At 62.7% G+C, this 19,023-nt stretch carries 17 protein-coding genes; 3 read left to right on the top strand and 14 right to left on the bottom strand.

The window, feature by feature from the left end; all coding sequences use genetic code 11:
• Positions 1-6 precede the first annotated feature (6 nt).
• A complete protein-coding gene (locus E8E78_RS02390) occupies positions 7-1,047 on the top strand; it encodes a hypothetical protein (protein WP_049275158.1) in 1,041 nt (346 codons plus the stop codon).
• 39 nt (positions 1,048-1,086) lie between these two features.
• Here E8E78_RS02390 and E8E78_RS02385 read toward each other — a convergent pair whose 3' ends face one another.
• The gene (locus tag E8E78_RS02385) at positions 1,087-1,509 is read right to left on the bottom strand and encodes an OsmC family protein (RefSeq protein WP_004376171.1); all 423 of its coding nucleotides are present in this window, start codon (positions 1,507-1,509) and stop codon (positions 1,087-1,089) included.
• A gap of 189 nt (positions 1,510-1,698) precedes the next feature.
• Between E8E78_RS02385 and crp the strand changes: the two genes are divergently transcribed.
• A complete protein-coding gene (crp, locus tag E8E78_RS02380; RefSeq protein ID WP_016497727.1) occupies positions 1,699-2,343 on the top strand; it encodes a cAMP-activated global transcriptional regulator CRP in 645 nt (214 codons plus the stop codon).
• Positions 2,344-2,352: 9 nt separating this feature from the next.
• Here crp and E8E78_RS02375 read toward each other — a convergent pair whose 3' ends face one another.
• The 4 genes from E8E78_RS02375 to E8E78_RS02360 all read right to left on the bottom strand — a co-directional run bounded on the left by E8E78_RS02375 (position 2,353) and on the right by E8E78_RS02360 (position 5,689).
• Complete coding sequence (locus E8E78_RS02375) at positions 2,353-3,057, bottom strand: lipoate--protein ligase family protein (RefSeq protein WP_280312554.1); 705 nt, start codon at positions 3,055-3,057, stop codon at positions 2,353-2,355.
• A 149-nt stretch (positions 3,058-3,206) separates the two neighbouring features.
• Positions 3,207-4,040 carry an indole-3-glycerol phosphate synthase TrpC gene (trpC, locus tag E8E78_RS02370; protein WP_016497725.1) on the bottom strand — a complete coding sequence of 278 codons (834 nt, stop codon included), beginning with the start codon at positions 4,038-4,040 and terminating at the stop codon, positions 3,207-3,209.
• Positions 4,037-5,086 (bottom strand): anthranilate phosphoribosyltransferase, encoded by a 1,050-nt coding sequence (gene trpD / locus E8E78_RS02365; RefSeq protein WP_016497724.1) that lies wholly within the window; start codon positions 5,084-5,086, stop codon positions 4,037-4,039. The genes trpC and trpD overlap by 4 nt, the downstream gene beginning before the upstream one ends.
• Positions 5,087-5,095: 9 nt before the next feature.
• On the bottom strand, positions 5,096-5,689 hold the full coding sequence (locus E8E78_RS02360) for an aminodeoxychorismate/anthranilate synthase component II (RefSeq protein WP_016497723.1): 594 nt from the start codon (positions 5,687-5,689) through the stop codon (positions 5,096-5,098).
• Between the two features lie 367 nt (positions 5,690-6,056).
• Between E8E78_RS02360 and estP the strand changes: the two genes are divergently transcribed.
• Positions 6,057-7,946 carry an esterase EstP gene (gene estP / locus E8E78_RS02355; RefSeq protein ID WP_049273742.1) on the top strand — a complete coding sequence of 630 codons (1,890 nt, stop codon included), beginning with the start codon at positions 6,057-6,059 and terminating at the stop codon, positions 7,944-7,946.
• A gap of 120 nt (positions 7,947-8,066) precedes the next feature.
• Here the strand turns inward: estP and trpE are convergent, their stop codons facing one another.
• The 9 genes from trpE to E8E78_RS02310 form a co-directional block, all read right to left on the bottom strand.
• Positions 8,067-9,548 (bottom strand): anthranilate synthase component I, encoded by a 1,482-nt coding sequence (gene trpE / locus E8E78_RS02350; protein ID WP_049273744.1) that lies wholly within the window; start codon positions 9,546-9,548, stop codon positions 8,067-8,069.
• A 69-nt stretch (positions 9,549-9,617) separates the two neighbouring features.
• Positions 9,618-10,436: a phosphoglycolate phosphatase gene (locus E8E78_RS02345; protein WP_049273745.1), complete on the bottom strand. Its 819-nt coding sequence runs from the start codon at positions 10,434-10,436 to the stop codon at positions 9,618-9,620.
• Positions 10,433-11,107, bottom strand: a complete 675-nt coding sequence (gene rpe / locus E8E78_RS02340; RefSeq protein ID WP_049273746.1) for a ribulose-phosphate 3-epimerase — start codon at positions 11,105-11,107, stop codon at positions 10,433-10,435. Before rpe ends, E8E78_RS02345 begins: the two co-directional genes overlap by 4 nt.
• 197 nt (positions 11,108-11,304) lie before the next feature.
• Positions 11,305-12,132: an ABC transporter permease gene (locus tag E8E78_RS02335; RefSeq protein WP_061203623.1), complete on the bottom strand. Its 828-nt coding sequence runs from the start codon at positions 12,130-12,132 to the stop codon at positions 11,305-11,307.
• Positions 12,133-12,143: 11 nt separating this feature from the next.
• On the bottom strand, positions 12,144-13,391 hold the full coding sequence (locus tag E8E78_RS02330) for an ABC transporter permease (RefSeq protein ID WP_019472254.1): 1,248 nt from the start codon (positions 13,389-13,391) through the stop codon (positions 12,144-12,146).
• A 66-nt stretch (positions 13,392-13,457) separates the two neighbouring features.
• Positions 13,458-14,492: an ABC transporter substrate-binding protein gene (locus E8E78_RS02325; RefSeq protein WP_280312547.1), complete on the bottom strand. Its 1,035-nt coding sequence runs from the start codon at positions 14,490-14,492 to the stop codon at positions 13,458-13,460.
• Between the two features lie 40 nt (positions 14,493-14,532).
• Entirely contained in the window at positions 14,533-15,657 is a 1,125-nt protein-coding gene (locus E8E78_RS02320) for an ABC transporter ATP-binding protein (protein ID WP_019472252.1), read from the bottom strand.
• Between the two features lie 295 nt (positions 15,658-15,952).
• A complete protein-coding gene (locus E8E78_RS02315) occupies positions 15,953-16,585 on the bottom strand; it encodes a response regulator transcription factor (RefSeq protein WP_169725176.1) in 633 nt (210 codons plus the stop codon).
• A 7-nt stretch (positions 16,586-16,592) separates the two neighbouring features.
• Positions 16,593-18,980, bottom strand: coding sequence for a sensor histidine kinase (locus E8E78_RS02310; protein ID WP_084967479.1), 2,388 nt, complete (start codon positions 18,978-18,980; stop codon positions 16,593-16,595).
• Positions 18,981-19,023: the final 43 nt, after the last annotated feature.

Genomic DNA, 19,023 nt, shown 5'->3' with positions numbered 1-19,023 from the left:
ATCGCCATGACGGATCGAATCGACGCCAAGGACCTGGCGCGCGCCGTGCAAGCCGGCATTCTCCAGCCGGGCCAGGACCAGGCCTTGCTGGTATTCCTGCGCCAGCAACCGGCCCAACGGGGCAGCTTCCAGCTGGCCCATGTCGCCTTCTACTTCGGCGCCATGCTGATCATGGCGGCCATGGGCTGGTTGCTCACCGAAGCCTGGATGAGCATTGGCGACGGCGCTCTGCTGGTCATCGCCAGCCTCTATATCCTGGTGATCACCTTGTTCGCCCTGCATCTGCAACGCCGCGCCCAGCCGGTTGCTGCCGGGGTGCTGGCGGCCGTCGCGGTCAGCATCGTGCCACTGGCAGTGTTCGCCATCGAACGCCTGGTGGGCTGGTGGCCACTGGACGACGCGCAAGCCAACTATCACCAGTACTACACCTACGTGCAGGGCGGCTGGCTGGCGATGGAAGCGGCCACGGTGCTCGCCGGGCTGCTGATGCTGCGGCTGATCCCCTACCCGTTCGTCGTGATGCCGATAGCCGTGGCCTTGTGGTTCATGTCGATGGACCTGAGCGAATGGTTCTTCGGCTCGCCGTTCAGCTGGGAGCAGCGCCGCGAGGTTTCAATGTGGTTCGGGTTGGCTTTGCTGGTGGTGTTCCTTGTTGTAGACGGCCGCACGCGAGAGGACTATGCCCGCTGGGGCTACCTGGCCGGGCTGGCGGCATTCTGGGGCGGGCTGACGCTGGTGGACAGTGGCAGTGAGTTGGGCAAGGCCCTGTACTGCCTGATCAACATCGTGCTGATGGGCATGGCGGTGCTGCTGCGCCGGCCGGTGTTCATGGTTTTTGGTGGGCTGGGGGTGGCGGCTTACCTGGGGTACCTGTCGTACGAGGTGTTTGCCCAGTCGCTGCTGTTCCCGGTGGTGGTGACCTTGATCGGGCTGGGGGTTATCTGGCTGGGGCTGGTTTACCAGAAGCGGCGGGAGCGGTTGAGCCAAGTAATGCGGGGATGGCTACCAGGGTGGGTGCAAGCTGCACTGCCTGCGCTTCGGAGCTGATATTGCCGGGGCTGCTTCGCAGCCCCCAAAACCGTTGCGTTAACCGAGCTCTACGATTTCATACCCGTGGGTAATCTCAACCCCCGCACGTTCGAGCATGATCGAAGCCGAGCAGTACTTCTCTGCCGACAGCTCCACCGCCCGCTTGACCTGTGCTTCTTTCAGGCCACGGCCTTTCACCACGAAGTTCATGTGAATCTTGGTGAACACCTTCGGGTCCTCGCTGGCGCGCTCGGCTTCCAGAAACGCCTCGCAGCTTTCCACCGCCTGGCGCGATTTCTTCAGGATGCTCACCACGTCAAAGCTGCTGCAGCCACCCAGGCCCAACAGCAACATTTCCATCGGACGCACACCCAGGTTGCGGCCACCGGCCTCGGGCGGGCCGTCCATCACGACGACATGACCACTCCCCGATTCGCCGAGGAACATGGCCTCACCGGCCCACTGGATACGTGCCTTCATCTACCCGGACTCCTGATATTCGGAAAAGGGTGTCAGCTTAGACCTTGTACGGCTGTGGGAAAAGCACGAGACGTGTCGGTTTAGTACCGAAACATCCGGTGACGTCTGATAAGCTGGCGCCAAATGAATGGCGCTTGCGCCAGACAGCCTTATAAAAAGCCTACGGGTCGTATCGAACAGGATTTCGTGATGGTTGCCTCCGCCCTACCCGCCAAGATCAAGAACATCGACAAGCTGCTGGTACACTGCCAGCGCCGCCGTTATACCGCCAAGAGCAACATCATCTGCGCCGGCGATCGGGCCGAGACACTGTCATTCATCATCAAGGGTTCGGTGACCATCCTCATCGAAGACGACGACGGCCGTGAAATGATCATTGCCTATCTCAACAATGGCGATTTCTTTGGCGAGCTGGGGTTGTTCGAGCCGGTTGACGGCGAACAGCAGCGCAGTGCTTGGGTGCGAGCCAAGACTGAGTGCGAAGTGGCCGAGATCAGCTACGAGAAGTTCCGCGAACTGGCGCGCCAGGACCCGGAAATCCTCTATGCCCTGGGCAGCCAGATGGCCCAGCGCCTGCGCAACACTACACGCAAGGTTGGCGACCTGGCATTTTTCGACGTCACCGGGCGGGTTGCCCGTTGCCTGCTGGAATTGTGCAAGCAACCCGATGCCATGACCCACCCCGACGGCATGCAGATCAAGATCACCCGCCAGGAAATCGGGCGAATCGTCGGTTGCTCTCGGGAAATGGTCGGCCGCGTCCTCAAGGACCTTGAAGAGCGCAGCCTGGTGCAGGTAAAGGGCAAGACCATGGTGGTCTACGGTACCCGCTAGGGACAACGTCTAGTCCTTGGGCAGGCCTGCAAGCACCTTGGCGTAGGCCTGCGACAAGCGCTCGAACCAGGGCGCCGCAGGCGCCACTTCATGCAAGGCAATGTGTGCATCGGCGCGGCAGCGTTGCTCCAGCTCACAGCACTCATTGAAGCGGTTGACCGCCGCCACCATCGACTCACGCTCGTTGTCCAGCAGCAACGCACCGTGGACCAGCACTACCGGGCGCTTGCCACCCAGGCCCTGACGCCAGCGCTGGGCGGTGCCCACCAGCTTGCGGCCATTGAGGTTGACGTTGTAACGGCCATCGCAGAACGCCCCGTCGATTTCACCCACCGACGCCACCCCGCCCCACTCGCGCAGTACATCGCACAGCGGCAGGCACAGGCGCTCGTAGGCGCTTTCGATGCGGCCGTGATCGCCTTCGCTGCGCGGGGCAAGGTAGACCAGTGCGACGTTGACGGTGGAATGGGATTGGGGCACCGGCTCACCGCCAGTCTCGCGCAGCAGCACCGGCCAGCCGGCAATCGCCAGCTCCGAACAGGCGGCTTCGAAGTTGTCCAGGCGGCTCATGCGCCGGGGCATGACCAGGGCATGGTCGGTAGGGCGCCAGAACAGCACGCCACTTTCGCGTTCGCCGCGGCACACCGCGGCCAGCAGGTCCTGTTCGGCGTGCAGGCCTTGCTCGACGGTCAGGGCCAGGGGTTGATCGGTCATTGATCCACCTTTGATGTTGTTTTTGATGGCCTATTCGCGGGCATGCCCGCTCCCACAGGTCTAGCACAGGGCTTAAGAGTGGTGAAGAACCCGCGAAAGGGCCATGTCAGGCTTACAAAAAAGCCGGCAAAAACGCCGGCTTCATTTGATCAGTCCAGATGCTGAACAGTCTTTTTCACTTGTTCGGGGAAGAACAACCGCTGCAACTCCAGCCCAGGCTGCTCAGCGCGCATGAACGCCTCGCCCACCAGGAACGAGTAAACCTCGTTGATTGCCATCAGTTCGACATCGGCCCGGTTGAGAATACCGCTTTCGGTAATCGCCAGGCGATCACGCGGAATGCGCGGCAGCAGGTCAAGGGTGGTTTCCAGGCTGACCTCGAAGGTGTGCAGGTTGCGGTTATTCACCCCCACCAGCGGCGTATCCAGGGTTTTCAACGCGCGCTCCAGCTCATCGCCATCGTGCACTTCCACCAGCACGTCGAGGCCGACGTCTTTTGCGGTCGCGGCCAGTTCGGCCATTTTCACGTCGTCCAGCGCCGAGACGATCAGCAGCACGCAGTCCGCGCCCAAGGCCCGGGCTTCGACGATCTGGTAAGGGTCGACCATGAAGTCCTTGCGGATCACCGGCAGCGAAACGGCAGCACGTGCCTGCTGCAGGTACTCATCGGCACCCTGGAAGTAATCGACATCGGTCAGTACCGAGAGGCAGGTAGCGCCGCCCTTCTCATAGCTGACAGCGATTTCCGCCGGCACGAAGTGCTCGCGGATCACGCCCTTGCTCGGCGAAGCCTTCTTGATCTCGGCGATCACCGCTGGCTGTTTGCGCTTGGCCTGCTCGATCAGCGCATTGGCGAAGCCACGCGGGGCATCGGCAACCTTGGCCAGGCCTTCCAGCTCGGCGAGGCTGACGCGCGCGCTGCGCTCGGCCACTTCCTGAAACTTGCGGGCAATGATCCTTTCCAGCACCGTCGGCACACTCATGCTTCGTTCTCCACCTTGAATACTGCAGTAAAGGCACCCAGTTCCTGCAGCTTTTCCCAGGCCAGGCCGGTGTGCAGTACATCATGGGCCAGTTCTACACCGGCTTTCAGGCTCATGGCATGGTCGGCTGCATACAGTGCCGCGCCAGCATTAAGTACGATCATCTCGGCGGCCTTCTGACCGTTCTCGGTCTTGCGCCGGCCCAGCGCATCGCGGATCAACTCCAGCGACGCCTGCGGGTTCTCGACGGCAAGGCCATGCAAGCTCTGGCTCTTCATGCCGAGGTCTTCCGGCTCGACCCAGTATTCAGTAATTTCGTCGTTCTTCAGCTCGGCAACGAAGGTGGGGGCAGCCAGGCTGAACTCATCCAGGCCGTCCTTCGAGTGCACCACCAGCACATGCTTGCTACCCAGGCGTTGCAGTACCTCAGCCAACGGGCGGCACAGGGCCTGAGCGAATACGCCGACCACCTGATGCTTCACTCCGGCCGGATTCGTAAGCGGGCCGAGCATGTTGAACAGGGTACGCAACCCCAGATCGCGGCGCGGGCCGGCAGCATATTTCATGGCCGAGTGATGGCTTTGCGCGAACATGAAGCCGATGCCCAGGCTGTCAATGCAGCGGGCCACCTGAACTGGCGTCAGGTTCAGATAGATGCCGGCAGCTTCCAACAGGTCGGCACTGCCGCTCTTGCCCGACACTGCGCGGTTGCCGTGCTTGGCCACGGTGCAGCCCGCGGCCGCCAGGACGAACGAAGACGCGGTGGACACGTTGAAAATATTGGCCCCATCACCGCCGGTGCCGACGATATCAACGACGCCATCCAGGCTTTTCAGTTCAACCTTGTCGGCTAGCTCACGCATCACCGACACCGCGCCGACGATTTCGTCGATGCTTTCACTCTTCATGCGCATGCCCATCAGGAAGGCGCCGATCTGCGCCTCGCTGCATTGGCCGGTCATTATCTGGCGCATGACGTCGCGCATTTCTTCGGTAGAAAGGTCCAGCTGGCCGACGATACGGCTCAACGCGCTCTTGATATCCATGTTCGATCCTTAGCGGTGGCCGCCGGTCTGCTTGAGGAAGTTGGCGAACAGCTCGTGGCCCTGCTCGGTCAGGATCGACTCGGGGTGGAACTGCACCCCTTCGATATTCAGCGTTTTGTGGCGCAGGCCCATGATCTCGTCGACCGAACCGTCTGCATGAGCGGTCCAGGCAGTGACCTCCAGGCAATCGGGCAAGGTTTCGCGCTTGACCACCAGCGAATGGTAGCGGGTCACGGTCAGCGGGTTGTTGAGGCCGGCGAACACGCCCAGGTCACGGTGGTGTACCGGGCTGGTCTTGCCGTGCATCACCTGGCGGGCACGCACCACGTCACCGCCAAAGGCCTGGCCGATGGACTGGTGGCCCAGGCACACACCCAGAATCGGCAGCTTGCCGGCAAAATGCAGGATGGCCTCGATGGACACGCCAGCTTCGCTTGGCGTGCACGGGCCCGGGGACACGACGATGCGCTCGGGGTTGAGGGCTTCGATCTGAGCGATGGTCATTTCGTCATTGCGAATGACCTTGACCTCGGCACCCAGCTCGCCAAGGTACTGAACGACGTTGTAAGTGAATGAGTCGTAATTGTCGATCATCAGTAACATGGTGTTAAACCTCTTGAATTTACTGACTTCAGAATTCGAACCTTCTTGCAGCCGCTACAGGCACGGCTTCGCCACAAAGGGCAGTAAAGAAGAAGGCAAACGGGGGCGGGCCGGGCGGGCCGGCAGGGGATAAAGTCAGGCGCGCCAACGCCAACGGGCGTGGGCCTTGATTACGCGCATCAAGAGTTTACTGACGATCAACACAGGATAGGTCTCGCTCATACGTCCCGGCACAGTAGCTTACCGGGGCGGCGGGCGCAATATGCCTTTAAACACGGGGAAACGAATGGACTTGGGAGGGATGCACTGCGATTTGCTAAGGTCGATCAGGTTGTCCAGATAAAAACAAAGAAAAGGATGTTCCCAGATGCGAAAAGCCCCGTTATTGCGTTTTACCCTTGCCTCACTGGCCCTGGCCTGCAGCCAGGCGTTCGCTGCACCCTCGCCCTATTCCACGCTGATCGTGTTTGGCGACAGCCTAGCCGATGCGGGGCAGTTTCCCGACCTGACCGGCGGCACACCCGGCGCACGGTTCACAAACCGCGATGCCAATGGCAACTTTGCACCTGTGTCGCCCATGATCCTGGGTGGAAGGCTGGGTATAAACCCGGATGAGCTGAACCCCTCCACGTCTGTGGGCATCCAGCCCGATGGCAACAACTGGGCTGTCGGTGGTTATACAACCCAGCAGATCCTGGATTCGATCACGACAACTTCCGAGACCGTCATCCCGCCAGGAAACCCCGGCGCTGGCCTGGTGCTGCGTGAAAAGGCGGGCTACCTGGCCAACGGCCTGCGTGCCGACCCCAACGCGCTTTACTACCTGACGGGCGGCGGTAACGACTTCCTGCAAGGCCTGGTGAATAGCCCGGCCGACGCCGTGGCCGCCGGTGCCCGCCTTGCGGCCAGCGCCCAAGCGCTGCAACAAGGTGGCGCCCGCTACATCATGGTCTGGCTGTTGCCCGACCTCGGCCAAACGCCCACCTTCAGCGGCACGCCGCAGCAAAACCCGCTGTCACTGCTGTCTGGCGTGTTCAACCAGTCACTGATCAGCCAACTCGGTCAGATCGATGCCGAGATCATCCCGCTGAACATCCCCGTGCTGCTGGGCGAGGCACTGGCCAGCCCCAACCAGTTCGGCCTGGCCAGCGACCAGAACCTGGTCGGTACCTGCTACAGCGGCGGCAGCTGCGTGGAAAACCCGGTGTACGGTATCAATGGCACAAGCCCAGACCCGACCAAACTGCTGTTCAACGACTCGGTGCACCCGACCATTGCTGGCCAGCAACTGATTGCCGACTACGCTTATTCGATCATCTCCGCCCCGTGGGAACTGACGCTGCTACCGGAAATGGCCCACGCCAGCCTGCGCGCCCACCAGGACGAACTGCGCAATCAATGGCAGACGCCCTGGCAGGCCGTTGGCCAATGGCAGGCATTCGTCGCCACCGGTGCCCAGGACTTGGACTTCGACAGCCAGCGCAGCGCGGCCAGCGGCGATGGCCGCGGCTATAACCTGACCCTGGGCGGTAGCTATCGCTTGAACGATGCCTGGCGCTTGGGCCTGGCCGGCGGCGCGTATCGGCAAAAGCTGGAGGCCGGCGCCAATGATTCGGACTACAAACTGAACAGCTACCTGGCCAGCGCCTTCGCCCAGTACCGCCAGGACCGCTGGTGGGCCGATGCTGCATTGACCGCCGGGCACCTGGACTACAGCGACCTCAAGCGCACCTTTGCCCTTGGCGTGAACGAGCGCAGTGAAAAGGGTGACACCGACGGCGAGGCCTGGGCGATGTCCGGGCGGCTGGGCTACAACCTGGCGGCAGACAGCAGCAATTGGCAGCTGGCGCCATTCATCAGTGCCGACTATGCACGTGTGAAAGTGGATGGGTACAACGAGAAGAGCGGGCGCTCGACGGCACTGGGCTTCGATGACCAGGAACGCACGTCACGCCGCTTGGGCCTGGGGTTGCTGGGCAGCGTACAGGTGCTGCCAGGTACCCGGCTGTTCGCCGAGGTGGCACAGGAGCATGAATTCGAGGATGACCAGCAGGATGTGACGATGCACCTGACCAGCTTGCCGGCCAATGACTTCACCCTGACCGGGTATACGCCGCACAGCGACTTGACCCGGGCGAGCCTGGGGGTGAGCCATGAAGTGGTGGCAGGGGTGCATCTGCGTGGGAACTACAACTGGCGCAAGAGCGATGAGTTGACGCAGCAGGGGGTTAGCCTGGGGGTGAGCGTGGACTTCTGAATTGATGGGGCCGCTTTGCGGCCCTTCGCGGCACAAGGCCGCTCCTACAGGGGACCGCGCAGGTCTCGGGATTTGCGCGATCCTTGTGCCGCGAAGGGCTGCGAAGCAGCCCCAATCTGTTTATTTAGCCAACGTCTGCTCTGCAAGCGCCACGGCACGGAACATGGCCCGGCGCTTGTTGATGGTTTCTTCCCACTCCAGCGCCGGCACCGAGTCGGCAACGATGCCGCCCCCGGCCTGCACATGCAGTTCACCGTCCTTGATCACGGCTGTACGGATTGCGATCGCGGTGTCCATGTTGCCGTTCCAGGCAAAGTAGCCGACTGCACCACCGTAGACACCACGCTTGACCGGCTCCAGCTCGTCGATGATCTCCATCGCGCGAATCTTCGGCGCACCCGACAGGGTGCCAGCCGGCAGGATTGCCCGTAGTGCATCCATCGCCGTCAGCCCCTCACGCAGGTGGCCGGTGACGTTGGAGACAATGTGCATCACGTTGGAGTAACGCTCGATCACCATCTTCTCGGTCAGGCGCACGCTGCCGGTCGAGGACACACGGCCGACGTCGTTGCGGCCCAGGTCGATCAGCATCAGGTGTTCGGCGATTTCCTTGTCGTCCGACAGCAGGTCGTCTTCCAGCGCGCGGTCGGCTTCTTCGGTCACGCCACGCGGGCGGGTACCGGCAATCGGGCGCACGGTGACCAGGTTGTCCTCGACCCGCACCAGCACCTCGGGCGAACTGCCGACCACATGGAAGTCGCCGAAGTTGAAGAAGTACATGTACGGCGTCGGGTTGAAGCAGCGCAGCGCACGGTACAGGTCGATGGGCGCAGCCTTGAAGTCGATCGACATGCGTTGCGACGGCACTACCTGCATGCAGTCGCCGGCCAGGATGTACTCCTTGATACGGCCGACCGCGTTCTCGTAGTCGTCGCGGGTATAGCTGGAGCGGAATTCCGGCTCGGCGGCCTGCGGGCCACTCAGGTCCAGGCCGCGGCGCGGGGTGATCGGCTGGCGCAGGGTTTCCAGCAGGCCTTGCAGGCGTGCCTGGCCCTGTTCAAAGGCCTGATCTTCAGCCGGGTCGACCAGCACGATGGCGTGCATCTTGCCTGCCAGGTTGTCGAACACCACCACCGCGTCGGACACCATCAGCAGGATATCCGGCACGCCCAGCGGGTCCGGGTTGGGGCTGGCGCCAAGGCGTTTTTCCACATAACGCACGCAATCATAGCCAAAGTAGCCGACCAGGCCGCCGTTGAAGCGCGGCAGACCAGGGATGTCAGCGACCTTGTAACGGTCCTTGAAACTTTCGACAAAGGCCAGCGGGTCTTCGACATCGTGGCTTTCAACCTCGACGCCATCCTGCAGGATGCTGACGTGGTAGCCGTGCACACGCATCACGGTGCGCGACGGCAGGCCAATCATCGAGTAACGGCCCCATTTCTCGCCACCCTGCACCGACTCGAGCAGGTACGAGTTGGGCTGGTCAGCCAGTTTCAGGTAGATCGACAACGGCGTGTCGAAGTCGGCCAGGGTTTCGCAGGCCAGGGGAATGCGGTTGTAGCCGGCAGCGGCCAGGCGCAGGAATTCTTCGCGGTTCATGAGTAGCCTCGTGGCAAGCAGCAATGGGTCAGGCAAACGGACGGGCCGGCACGCGCCGGCAGGCGGAAGTCAGGCGCGCCAACGCCAACGGGCCAGGGCCTTGATGACTTTCATCCAGAATTTGCCAGTAACCACCACGGTGGGCTCTCTGTCTTGTGAGGCTTGAAGGTTGGCCAACGTTATCCCAGTGGCCGGGTCTGCGCAACCGGGCAGCAACGCACGCAGATCGTCGATTACCAGGTTGGGGGATTCGTCGTGGATCGGCCGGCCATGGTTGTAGCCGTAGGTCAGCCCCACGCACTGCACGCCAGCCGCCTTGGCCGCCAATACGTCACTGCGCGAATCGCCGACAAAAAGCGACTGCTGCGGGGTAACGCTGGCCATCTGCATGACAAACAGCAAAGCCGCCGGGTCTGGCTTTTTCTGTGGCAGGGTGTCGCCGCCAATAATCCAGCGGAAGTAGTTGCCGATTTTCATCTGGTCCAGCAACGGGCCGACGAAGCGCTCGGGCTTGTTGGTGATCAGGGCCATTTCCACGCCCCGTTTGCGCAGCCAGCGCAGGGTGTCTTGCACACCGGGATAGACCACGGTCAGCTCATGGCTCTGCGCATAGGCGTCCATGAACAGCGCCAGCGCCTGGTCGGCCAGCGCATCGTCCACGGCGGCGTGGTCTATGCCACCCGCCAGCGCACGGCGCACCAGCACCTGGGCGCCGTTGCCGACCCAGTGGCGTACTGCCTCAAGGCCGGCAGGCGGGCGCCCCAGTTCGAGCAGCATGCGGTCCACGGCGGCTGCCAGGTCAGGCACGGAATCGATCAGGGTACCGTCCAGATCGAACATCACCAGCCTGGGCAGCGTCCCCGGGAACAGCTGCTCGAAGCCACTCATGGGCGGGCCTGAGCCAGTTCGGCGCGCATCTTGGCGATGACTTCCTGGTAGTCCGGGGCGTTGAAGATTGCCGAACCGGCCACGAAGGTGTCGGCGCCAGCGGCAGCGATCTCGCGGATGTTGTTGACGTTCACGCCACCGTCGATCTCCAGGCGGATATCACGGCCACTGGCGTCGATCAGCGCCCGCGCCTCGCGCAGCTTGTCGAGGGTGCCCGGGATGAACTTCTGCCCGCCGAAGCCTGGGTTGACGCTCATCAGCAGCACCATGTCGACTTTGTCCATCACGTACTTCAGGGCATCCAGGCTGCTGGCCGGGTTGAACACCAGGCCGGCCTTGCAGCCGCCGTCCTTGATCAGTTGCAGCGAACGGTCGACGTGCTGCGAGGCTTCCGGGTGGAAGGTGATGTAGGTGGCGCCGGCTTCGATGAAGTCGCCGATGATGCGGTCGACAGGGCTGACCATCAGGTGCACGTCGATCGGCGCGGTAACACCGTACTTGCGCAGGGCGGTGCAGACCATCGGGCCAATGGTCAGGTTGGGAACGTAGTGGTTGTCCATGACATCGAAGTGGACGATGTCGGCACCCGCAGCCAATACCTTGTCGACGTCCTCACCCAGGCGGGCGAAATCGGCGGAGAGGATGGAGGGGGCAATAGCGTAGGGCTGCATGGCGCACCTGTTGGCAGAATCACGGTGGCGCGCATTGTAACCCAGGCGAACGGGTAGAGGCTGATTGGTATCAATTGGTGTCGACCAGCTGTTTCAACCTGTGCCGGCCTCTTCGCGGCTAAAGCCGCTCCCACAGGGGCCGTACAATCCTGTGGGAGCGGCTTTAGCCGCAAGAGGCCGGCACAGGCGACCCATCATCAGGCCGGTTGCTGGGTTCTCAGCTTCTCGCTGCGCCCACGCAACCACTCCAGGGTCAGCAGCAACACCACCGAGAACGCAATCAGCAAGGTCGCCGCAGCAGCAATGGTGGGGCTCAGGTTTTCGCGGATACCACTGAACATCTGCCGCGGCAGGGTCGCCTGCTCCGGCCCGGCCAGGAACAGTGTCACCACCACCTCGTCGAACGACGTCGCAAAGGCAAACAGCGCACCCGAGATCACCCCGGGCGCAATCAGCGGCAGGGTCACCCGACGGAAGGCCAGCAGGGGCGACGCACCCAGGCTGGCAGCCGCCCGCACCAGGTTGTAGTTGAAGCCCTGCAAGGTTGCCGACACGGTAATGATGACGAACGGTACACCCAGCACCGCATGCACCAGAATCAGCGAGGTGAAGCTGTTACCCATACCCAGCGGGGCGAAGAACAGGTAGCTGGCCACACCGATGATCACCACCGGCACCACCATCGGTGAAATCACCAGCGCCATCACCAGCGACTTGCCGGGGAAATCGCCACGGGTCAGGCCAATGGCCGCCAGGGTGCCGAACACCATGGCCAGCACCGTGGCCGCCGGGGCGACGATGATGCTGTTTTTAAGTGCCCGCATCCATTCGTCCGAGCCGAAGAAGTCCTGGTACCACTGCAGCGAAAAGCCCTGCAGCGGGTAGACCAGGAAGCTGCCACTGTTGAACGACAGCGGCACGATCACCAGCACCGGCAAGATCAGGAACAGCAAAACCAGGCCGCAAAGAATGCGCAGGCTGTAGAACCAGACCCGCTCCACGGGCGACATATAGGGGCTCAACATGGCAAGGCTCCTCAGCTCAGGCGTAGGCGGCTGGCGCCGACCAGCCAGCTATAGATCAGGTACAACAGCACGGTAGCCAGCAGCAACAGCCCGCCCAGTGCGGTGGCCATGCCCCAGTTGATGCTGGTGTTGGTGTAAAAGGCCACGAAGTAGCTGACCATCTGGTCGTTCGGGCTACCCAGCAGCGCCGGCGTGATGTAGTAGCCGATGGCCAGGATGAACACCAGCAGGCAACCCGCGCCAACACCGGCGTAGGTCTGCGGGAAGTACACCCGCCAGAAGCTGGCGAACGGGTGGCAGCCCAGCGAGATCGCCGCACGCATATAGCTGGGCGAAATGCCCTTCATCACGCTGTACAGCGGCAGGATCATGAACGGCAGCAGGATGTGCACCATGGAGATGTACACACCGGTACGGTTGAACACCAGCTCCAGCGGCTGGTCGATGATGCCCATGGCCATCAGTGCACTGTTGATCAGGCCACCCGATTGCAGCAGCACGATCCACGCTGCCACCCGCACCAGGATCGAGGTCCAGAACGGCAGCAGCACCAGAATCATCAGCAGGTTGCTCTGCCGGGTTGGCAGGTTGGCCAGCAGGTAGGCCAGTGGGTAAGCCAGCACCAGGCAGATGGCGGTAATCACTACACCCATCCACAGGGTGCGGGCAAAGATATCCAGGTAAATGGCCTGGTCCGGCGTGGCCTTGGCCAGCTCGCCCAGGTCGTCGATGCGGTGGTCGACGGAAGCCAGCAGGTAGAACGAGGTCACCGTACTGGTATTGCGGCGTATCGCCTGCCAGTAGGCTGGGTCGCCCCAACGCTCGTCGACGGCCTGCAGGGCGTCTTTATAAGAGGCAGGCTCGGCCTTGAATGGCAGTGCGCGGGCGGTCTTGGTCAACAAACTGCGGTAGCCGGCCAGTTCCATGTTCAGGCGCTTGGAAAGGTCGCCAAGGGTCTGGTTCTTGCGCGACTCGGCCAGGTCCTGGCTCAGCGCCTTGTACACATCCTCGCCCGGCAGGCTCTTGCCATCCCACTGGGTGATGATGTCTACCGTGCGTGGCAGGCCGGCGACCACTTCCGGGTTGCCGACGCTCTTGTACAGCAGTGCCGCAATCGGCACCAGGAACACCAGCAGAAGAAATAGCGCCAGCGGCGCGATCAACGCCTGCGCCTTCCAGCGGTTGACCCGCTCGGCGTGTTTCAGGCGCTGCTTGAGACTAGGACCTGCGCCTTCGTTGAGGGGCACTGCAATGGCCATGGCGAACTCCGCAAAACAGGGAAACGGGGAGCACCGGCCCAAAGGCCAGCGCCCCTTTGATGCGCCTTACTTCTTCGCCGCCCAGGCGTTGAAGCGTTGCTCCAGCTGCTCGCTGTTGTCGGCCCAGAAGGCCACGTCGATCTGCACCTGGTTGGCAATGTTCTCAGGGGTGGTCGGCATGTCCTTCTTCACCTCGTCCGACAGCAGGCTTACGGCCTTGGAGTTGGCCGGGCCGTAGGCGATGTTCTCGGAGTAGATCTTCTGCTGTTCGGGCTTGACGCTGTAGGCGATGAACTTCTTTGCCTCTTCGACGTTCTTGGCACCTTTAGGGATCGCCCAGGCGTCAAAGTCGTAGATGCCGCCGTTCCACACCACCTTGAGGTTGCTCTCTTTCTGCACAGCGGCAATACGGCCGTTGTAGGCAGAGCTCATGACCACGTCGCCTGAAGCCAGGAACTGCGGTGGCTGTGCACTCGCTTCCCACCACTGGATGCTGGGCTTGAGTTCATCAAGTTTCTTGAAGGCGCGGTCCTGGCCTTCCTTTGTGGCCAGCACCTTGTAGACGTCCTTGGGCGCAACGCCATCGGCCATCAGTGCAAATTCCATGGTGTACTTGGCGCCCTTGCGCAAGCCACGCTTGCCTGGGAACTGCTTGGTGTCCCAGAAATCGGCCCAGCTGGTAGGTGCGGTCTTGAGCTTGTCGGCGTTATAAGCCATGACCGTGGACCACACGAAGAAGCCAACGCCGCACGGCTGGATGGCACCAGGCACGTAATCGGCCTCGCTGCCGAACAGGGCTGGGTCGAGTTCTTCGAACATGCCCTCATCGCACCCGCGCGCCAGCTCTGGCGACTCAACCTCTACCAGGTTCCACGACACGCTCTTGGTGTCGACCATCGCCTTGACCTTGGCCATTTCGCCGTTGTACTCGCCGGCGACGATCTTGCCATTGCCCGCCTTCTCCCATGGCTCGTAGAACGCTTTGACCTGGGCGGCCTTGTTGGCGCCCCCGAACGAGATCACGGTGAGGTCTGCGGCCATGGCCTGGCCAGCGGCGAACAGCCCCAGGGCCAGGGCGGTCAGTTTCAACTGCTTGCGCATTCTTATTCTCTCCACAGTACAGGGTTGGTGAAGCAATCCATCAATGGGCTTCGGCAATCGGATCGAGCGCGCGGGCGTGCTCCACCTCCCAGCCCAGCGGTACCACATCGCCCACGGCCAGGGCCGGGTCGAGCTCGGCAATCGGCTGTTTCACGAAGAAATCGGCCTTGCCGCAAACTTCCAGGCGCACCCGCACGTGGTCGCCCAGGTAAATGAATTCGGCCACCCGGCCAGAGAAGCGGTTGACGCAGCTCTCGCTGTGGCCATTCAGGCGCACACGCTCCGGGCGGATCGACAGGGTTACCGGCTCGCCGGCCTGGCCGACGTTCACCGCCAGCGCTTCGACCCGCTCGCCGCGCGGCAGCTGCACCTGGCAGCGCTTGCCATCGCTGGCCAGCAGGGTGCCATTGATACGGTTGTTCTCGCCGATGAAGTTGGCGACGAAGGTATTGCAGGGTTCTTCGTACAGCGTGCGCGGGTCGGCGATCTGCTGGATCTCGCCCTGGTGGAACACCGCCACGCGGTCGGACATGGTCAGCGCTTCGCCCTGATCGTGGGTCACGTACACCACGGTCACGCCCAGGCGCTGGTGGATATGCTTGATCTCCATCTGCATGTGTTCACGCAGCTGCTTGTCCAGCGCGCCGAGCGGTTCGTCCATCAGCACCAGTTGCGGCTCGAACACCAGTGCACGGGCCAGGGCTACCCGCTGCTGCTGGCCACCGGAAAGCTGGCCGGGGTAGCGCTTGGCGAATGTATCGAGCTGGACCATGTTCAGCACGCGTTTGACCCGCTCACTGACGTCGGTCTTGCTCAGGTTGCGTACGGTCAGCGGAAAGGCCAGGTTCTCGGCCACGGTCATGTGCGGGAACAGCGCGTAGTTCTGGAACACCATGCCGATGTCGCGCTTGTGCGGCGGCACGTTGTTGATCGAGCGCCCGGCCAGCTGTATTTCACCGGCGGTAGGGGTTTCGAAGCCGGCCAGCATCATCAGGCTGGTGGTCTTGCCGGAGCCGGACGGGCCAAGCAGGGTAAGGAACTCGCCCTTGCGGATGTCCAGGTTGAGGTCTTTGACGATCAGCGACTCGCCGTCGTAGCTCTTCTGCACACCACGGAAGCTGACCAGCGTTTCGCTGGTTGCAGCGTTCGACTTCGCCTCGCTCATGCCTGCACCTTCTTGTTGGATGACTGCGTAGGCAAAAGAGTAGAAGAGGCGTAAGCGCACGAAAATCGGGGGCACTGAGAGAATGCCATCATCCGGATGGAAGATTTGCTGTAGGGATTGCCCTACAGCAATGGCGGGATTGGAATGCCCTTGCGAGCCAACCACTAAACCTGTGGGAGCGGGCATGCCCGCGAAGAGGCCGGCTCAGCCATAGAGATCAGCAGGCCAGGCCCGTTCGCGGGCATGCCCGCTCCCACAGAGGCTTCGGCAAGTTTCGGGCACGGGGATGTCGCAATCAGACCAGCTTGTGTTCCATGGCGTACTTCACCAGCTCCGCCAGCGAGTTCACTTTCAGCTTTTGCATCAAACGCGCCTTGTGGGTGCTGATGGTCTTGCTCGACAGCGCCAGTTGCTGGGCGATGTCGTTGACGTTGGCCCCCTGGGCCAGGCGCTCGAACACCGAAAACTCCCGCTCCGACAGCAGCGTGTGCAATGGGCGGGACTCGGTCAGGCCCACTTCGAACACCATGCGGTCGGCCAGCGACGGGTCGATGTAACGCCCGCCACTTGCCACCCGACGTATCGCAGTCAGTAGCAGCGCCGGGTCACTGTCCTTGGTGGCATAGCCCGCCGCACCAGCCTTCAGCGCCCGCGCCGCCATCTGTGCCTCGTCGTGCATCGACAGCATCAGGATTGCCGGCGCATCGTGCAGGGCACGGATCCGCGGGATCGCCTCCAGGCCGTTCACCCCCGGCATCGAGATATCCAGCAGCACCACTTCGCACGGCGTGTGGCGCAGGGTGTCGAGCAACTGCTCGCCATTCCCGGCCTCCCCCACGACCTGCATGTCCTTGGCCAGGCCAATCAACTGCTTGATGCCTTCACGGACAATGGTGTGGTCTTCGGCCACCAGTACTCGAATCACGATTGCTCTCCTACTCCAACGGAATGGCCACACTCAGGCTGGTGCCTTCGCCCGGTTCACTGTCCAGCGCCATGCTGCCCCCCAGCATCAGCACCCGCTCGCGTACACCCACCAGGCCAAATGAAGTGGGCCGGGTCTGCTCGCGGCAAAAGCCTTGGCCATCATCGCTGACCGTCATGCGCAATTGCCCTTCCTCACGCACCAGCTCGATCTCCACGCTGTGCGCCTGGGCGTGGCGCATGACGTTGGTGAGCGCCTCCTGCAAGATACGAAACAGGCCGGTGGCCTTGGCATCGCTCAATGCTGGCAGATTATCCGGCACTTGTACCAGACAGGGGATCTGCGTGCGGGCTTCAAAGCGCCGTGCCTGCCATTCGATGGCCGAGGCAATGCCGGCATCGAGAATCGGGGGGCGCAAGGCAGTGGCGACATCACGCACCAGCTGGAACAGCTGGGCAATCAGGCGCTTCATGCTTGCCAGGCGCTCATGCAGGCCGGGGTCCAGGTCGGCAAATGCCAGCTCGCACATCGACACCTCCAGCTTGAGTACGGTCAGCATCTGCCCCAGCTCATCATGCACTTCCCGGGCGATGCGCGCCTTTTCTTCCTCGCGCACGCTTTCCAGGTGGGCCGACAGCTCGCGCAGCTGCTCCTGGGATTTCGCCAACGCCAACTCGGCCCGCTTGCCCTGGGTGATGTCCCATACCACTCCGTCCCACACCACCTGGCCGTTGGCCAGGCGCCGGGTGCTGGCCTTGATGTCGGCCCAGCGTTGTTCACCGTGGCGGGTCAGGATGCGCCCCTGCCAGGACCAGTCCTGATCGCTGGCCAAGGCCAGGTCCTGAACCCGGTGGTAATCGGCGCGGTCTTCGGGGTGAACCAGGTTGCGCAGGCCCATCTGTGGGTGCTGGATCTCGACCGGCGCATAGCCCACCAACGCCTCGCTGCCCTCACTGATATAGGGGAATTCCAGCTCGCCTTCGGCCGGGTCACGCTCCAGGCGGAACACCAGCCCGGGCACGTTGCCGGCAATGCCCTTGAGCCTCGCCTCGCTCTCGCGCAGTGCCGCCAGGGCGCGGTGGCGCTCGGTGACATCGGCGAGGTAGACCACCAGGTATTCGGAATCTCGAAAACGCAGAAAACTCAGTGATAGCTCGACCGGCAGCAGGCTGTTGTCGGCCCGCCGGCACTGCGCCTCGAACTGGCCCACACCGCCCTCCCCCGTGCGTGCGCCTTTCCATAACTCCAGCCAGCGGTCCATGTTCAGGCTCGGCTCGAAGGTGCTCAACGGCCGCTCCAGCAGTTCGCCATCGCCATATCCCAGCATGCGCTCGGCGGCGTGATTGGCGTAGCGTACGTGGCTGTCCCAGTTGACCCAGAGAATACCCACTGTGCTCTGGTCGATGGCGAACTGGCTCAGGCGCAGGGCTTCTTCACGCACTTGTCGCTCCACCAGGCTTTCCCGCGTGGTCAGCAGGCTGCGCTCCAGCTGGCGCTGCTGGCGGCGTTGCCACACCAGGGTGGCCAAGGCACACAACAACAACATACCGAACAGCAAGGCCAGGTTCTGCCAGAAGCCAGGCGACTCGCTCAGCCGTGGGTATTTGGGTTGCAGCCAGCGTTGGTGCAGTTGCTCCAGCTCCTTGGCCGGCAGCGCCTGCAGGCCGCGTTCGAGCACATCGGCCAGCAGCGGCCAGTCGCGCCGCGAGCCGATGCGCAACAACTGCGGCAGGCCGATATCGCCGACCACCGCCAGCTCACTGAACTCGCTTTCGCGTGACAAGCGGCTGAGCTGGGCTTCATCCAGCACCGCGAAACTGGCCTGGCCACCTACCACCAGTTGCAAGGCCTCACGTTCGTTGGGCACCCCCTGCAAGTTGAGGTTGCCGTAGTTGCCACGCAGGTAATCGGCCAGCTGGCTGGGCATGCGCACGGCCACCCGCTGCTCGGCTTCAAGCTTTTCCAGCTCCACGGCCATGGCGCCGGTGCGCGGCCCCACCACCAGTTGCGGCACGCGCATGTACGGGTCGCTGAACAGCCACAGCCGCAGGCTGGCCGGCGTCTGGGTAAGGCCGGGGGCGAAGTCGATTTCGCCGTTCTGCAGGGCATGTTCCAGGCTGGCCTGGTCGCTGAAGTTGCGCCAGGTAAGGTCCAGGCGCAGCGCCTGCGCCAGGCTGTTCACCAGTTCTACGTTGGCCCCGTACAGTTGCTGCAGGCGCCGGTCGAATTGGGCGTAGGGCGCCTGCAGCACCAGGCCGACGCGCAAGCTGCGGTGCGCGTCCAGCCACTGCTGTTGCGCAGGCTCCAGCGTAACGGTGGGCACCACCTCGGGCCGGGCCAATGCAATCAAGGGCAGCCACAAGCAGCCGATAACCAACAGGCGACGCACTCGCTTCATCTACACGCTCGTCTTGGCAAAGGCGGCCATGCAGCATGGCCGT

This window comes from Pseudomonas sp. BN505, from assembly GCF_029873175.1.
Classification (GTDB): domain Bacteria; phylum Pseudomonadota; class Gammaproteobacteria; order Pseudomonadales; family Pseudomonadaceae; genus Aquipseudomonas; species Aquipseudomonas putida.
This window is presented reverse-complemented; position numbering and strand designations above follow the sequence as displayed.

Bases quoted from the DNA above. Each gene is read 5' to 3' on its own strand.
- E8E78_RS02360 (WP_016497723.1), bottom strand. From the start codon at position 5,689: ATGTTACTGATGATCGACAATTACGACTCATTCACTTACAACGTCGTT.
- trpE (WP_049273744.1), bottom strand. From the start codon at position 9,548: ATGAACCGCGAAGAATTCCTGCGCCTGGCCGCTGCCGGCTACAACCGC.
- E8E78_RS02335 (WP_061203623.1), bottom strand. From the start codon at position 12,132: ATGTTGAGCCCCTATATGTCGCCCGTGGAGCGGGTCTGGTTCTACAGC.
- E8E78_RS02345 (WP_049273745.1), bottom strand. From the start codon at position 10,436: ATGAGTGGCTTCGAGCAGCTGTTCCCGGGGACGCTGCCCAGGCTGGTG.
- E8E78_RS02320 (WP_019472252.1), bottom strand. From the start codon at position 15,657: ATGAGCGAGGCGAAGTCGAACGCTGCAACCAGCGAAACGCTGGTCAGC.
- E8E78_RS02325 (WP_280312547.1), bottom strand. From the start codon at position 14,492: ATGCGCAAGCAGTTGAAACTGACCGCCCTGGCCCTGGGGCTGTTCGCC.
- E8E78_RS02390 (WP_049275158.1), top strand. From the start codon at position 7: ATGACGGATCGAATCGACGCCAAGGACCTGGCGCGCGCCGTGCAAGCC.
- E8E78_RS02375 (WP_280312554.1), bottom strand. From the start codon at position 3,057: ATGACCGATCAACCCCTGGCCCTGACCGTCGAGCAAGGCCTGCACGCC.
- estP (WP_049273742.1), top strand. From the start codon at position 6,057: ATGCGAAAAGCCCCGTTATTGCGTTTTACCCTTGCCTCACTGGCCCTG.
- crp (WP_016497727.1), top strand. From the start codon at position 1,699: ATGGTTGCCTCCGCCCTACCCGCCAAGATCAAGAACATCGACAAGCTG.
- trpC (WP_016497725.1), bottom strand. From the start codon at position 4,040: ATGAGTGTGCCGACGGTGCTGGAAAGGATCATTGCCCGCAAGTTTCAG.
- E8E78_RS02310 (WP_084967479.1), bottom strand. From the start codon at position 18,980: ATGAAGCGAGTGCGTCGCCTGTTGGTTATCGGCTGCTTGTGGCTGCCC.
- rpe (WP_049273746.1), bottom strand. From the start codon at position 11,107: ATGCAGCCCTACGCTATTGCCCCCTCCATCCTCTCCGCCGATTTCGCC.
- E8E78_RS02385 (WP_004376171.1), bottom strand. From the start codon at position 1,509: ATGAAGGCACGTATCCAGTGGGCCGGTGAGGCCATGTTCCTCGGCGAA.
- trpD (WP_016497724.1), bottom strand. From the start codon at position 5,086: ATGGATATCAAGAGCGCGTTGAGCCGTATCGTCGGCCAGCTGGACCTT.
- E8E78_RS02330 (WP_019472254.1), bottom strand. From the start codon at position 13,391: ATGGCCATTGCAGTGCCCCTCAACGAAGGCGCAGGTCCTAGTCTCAAG.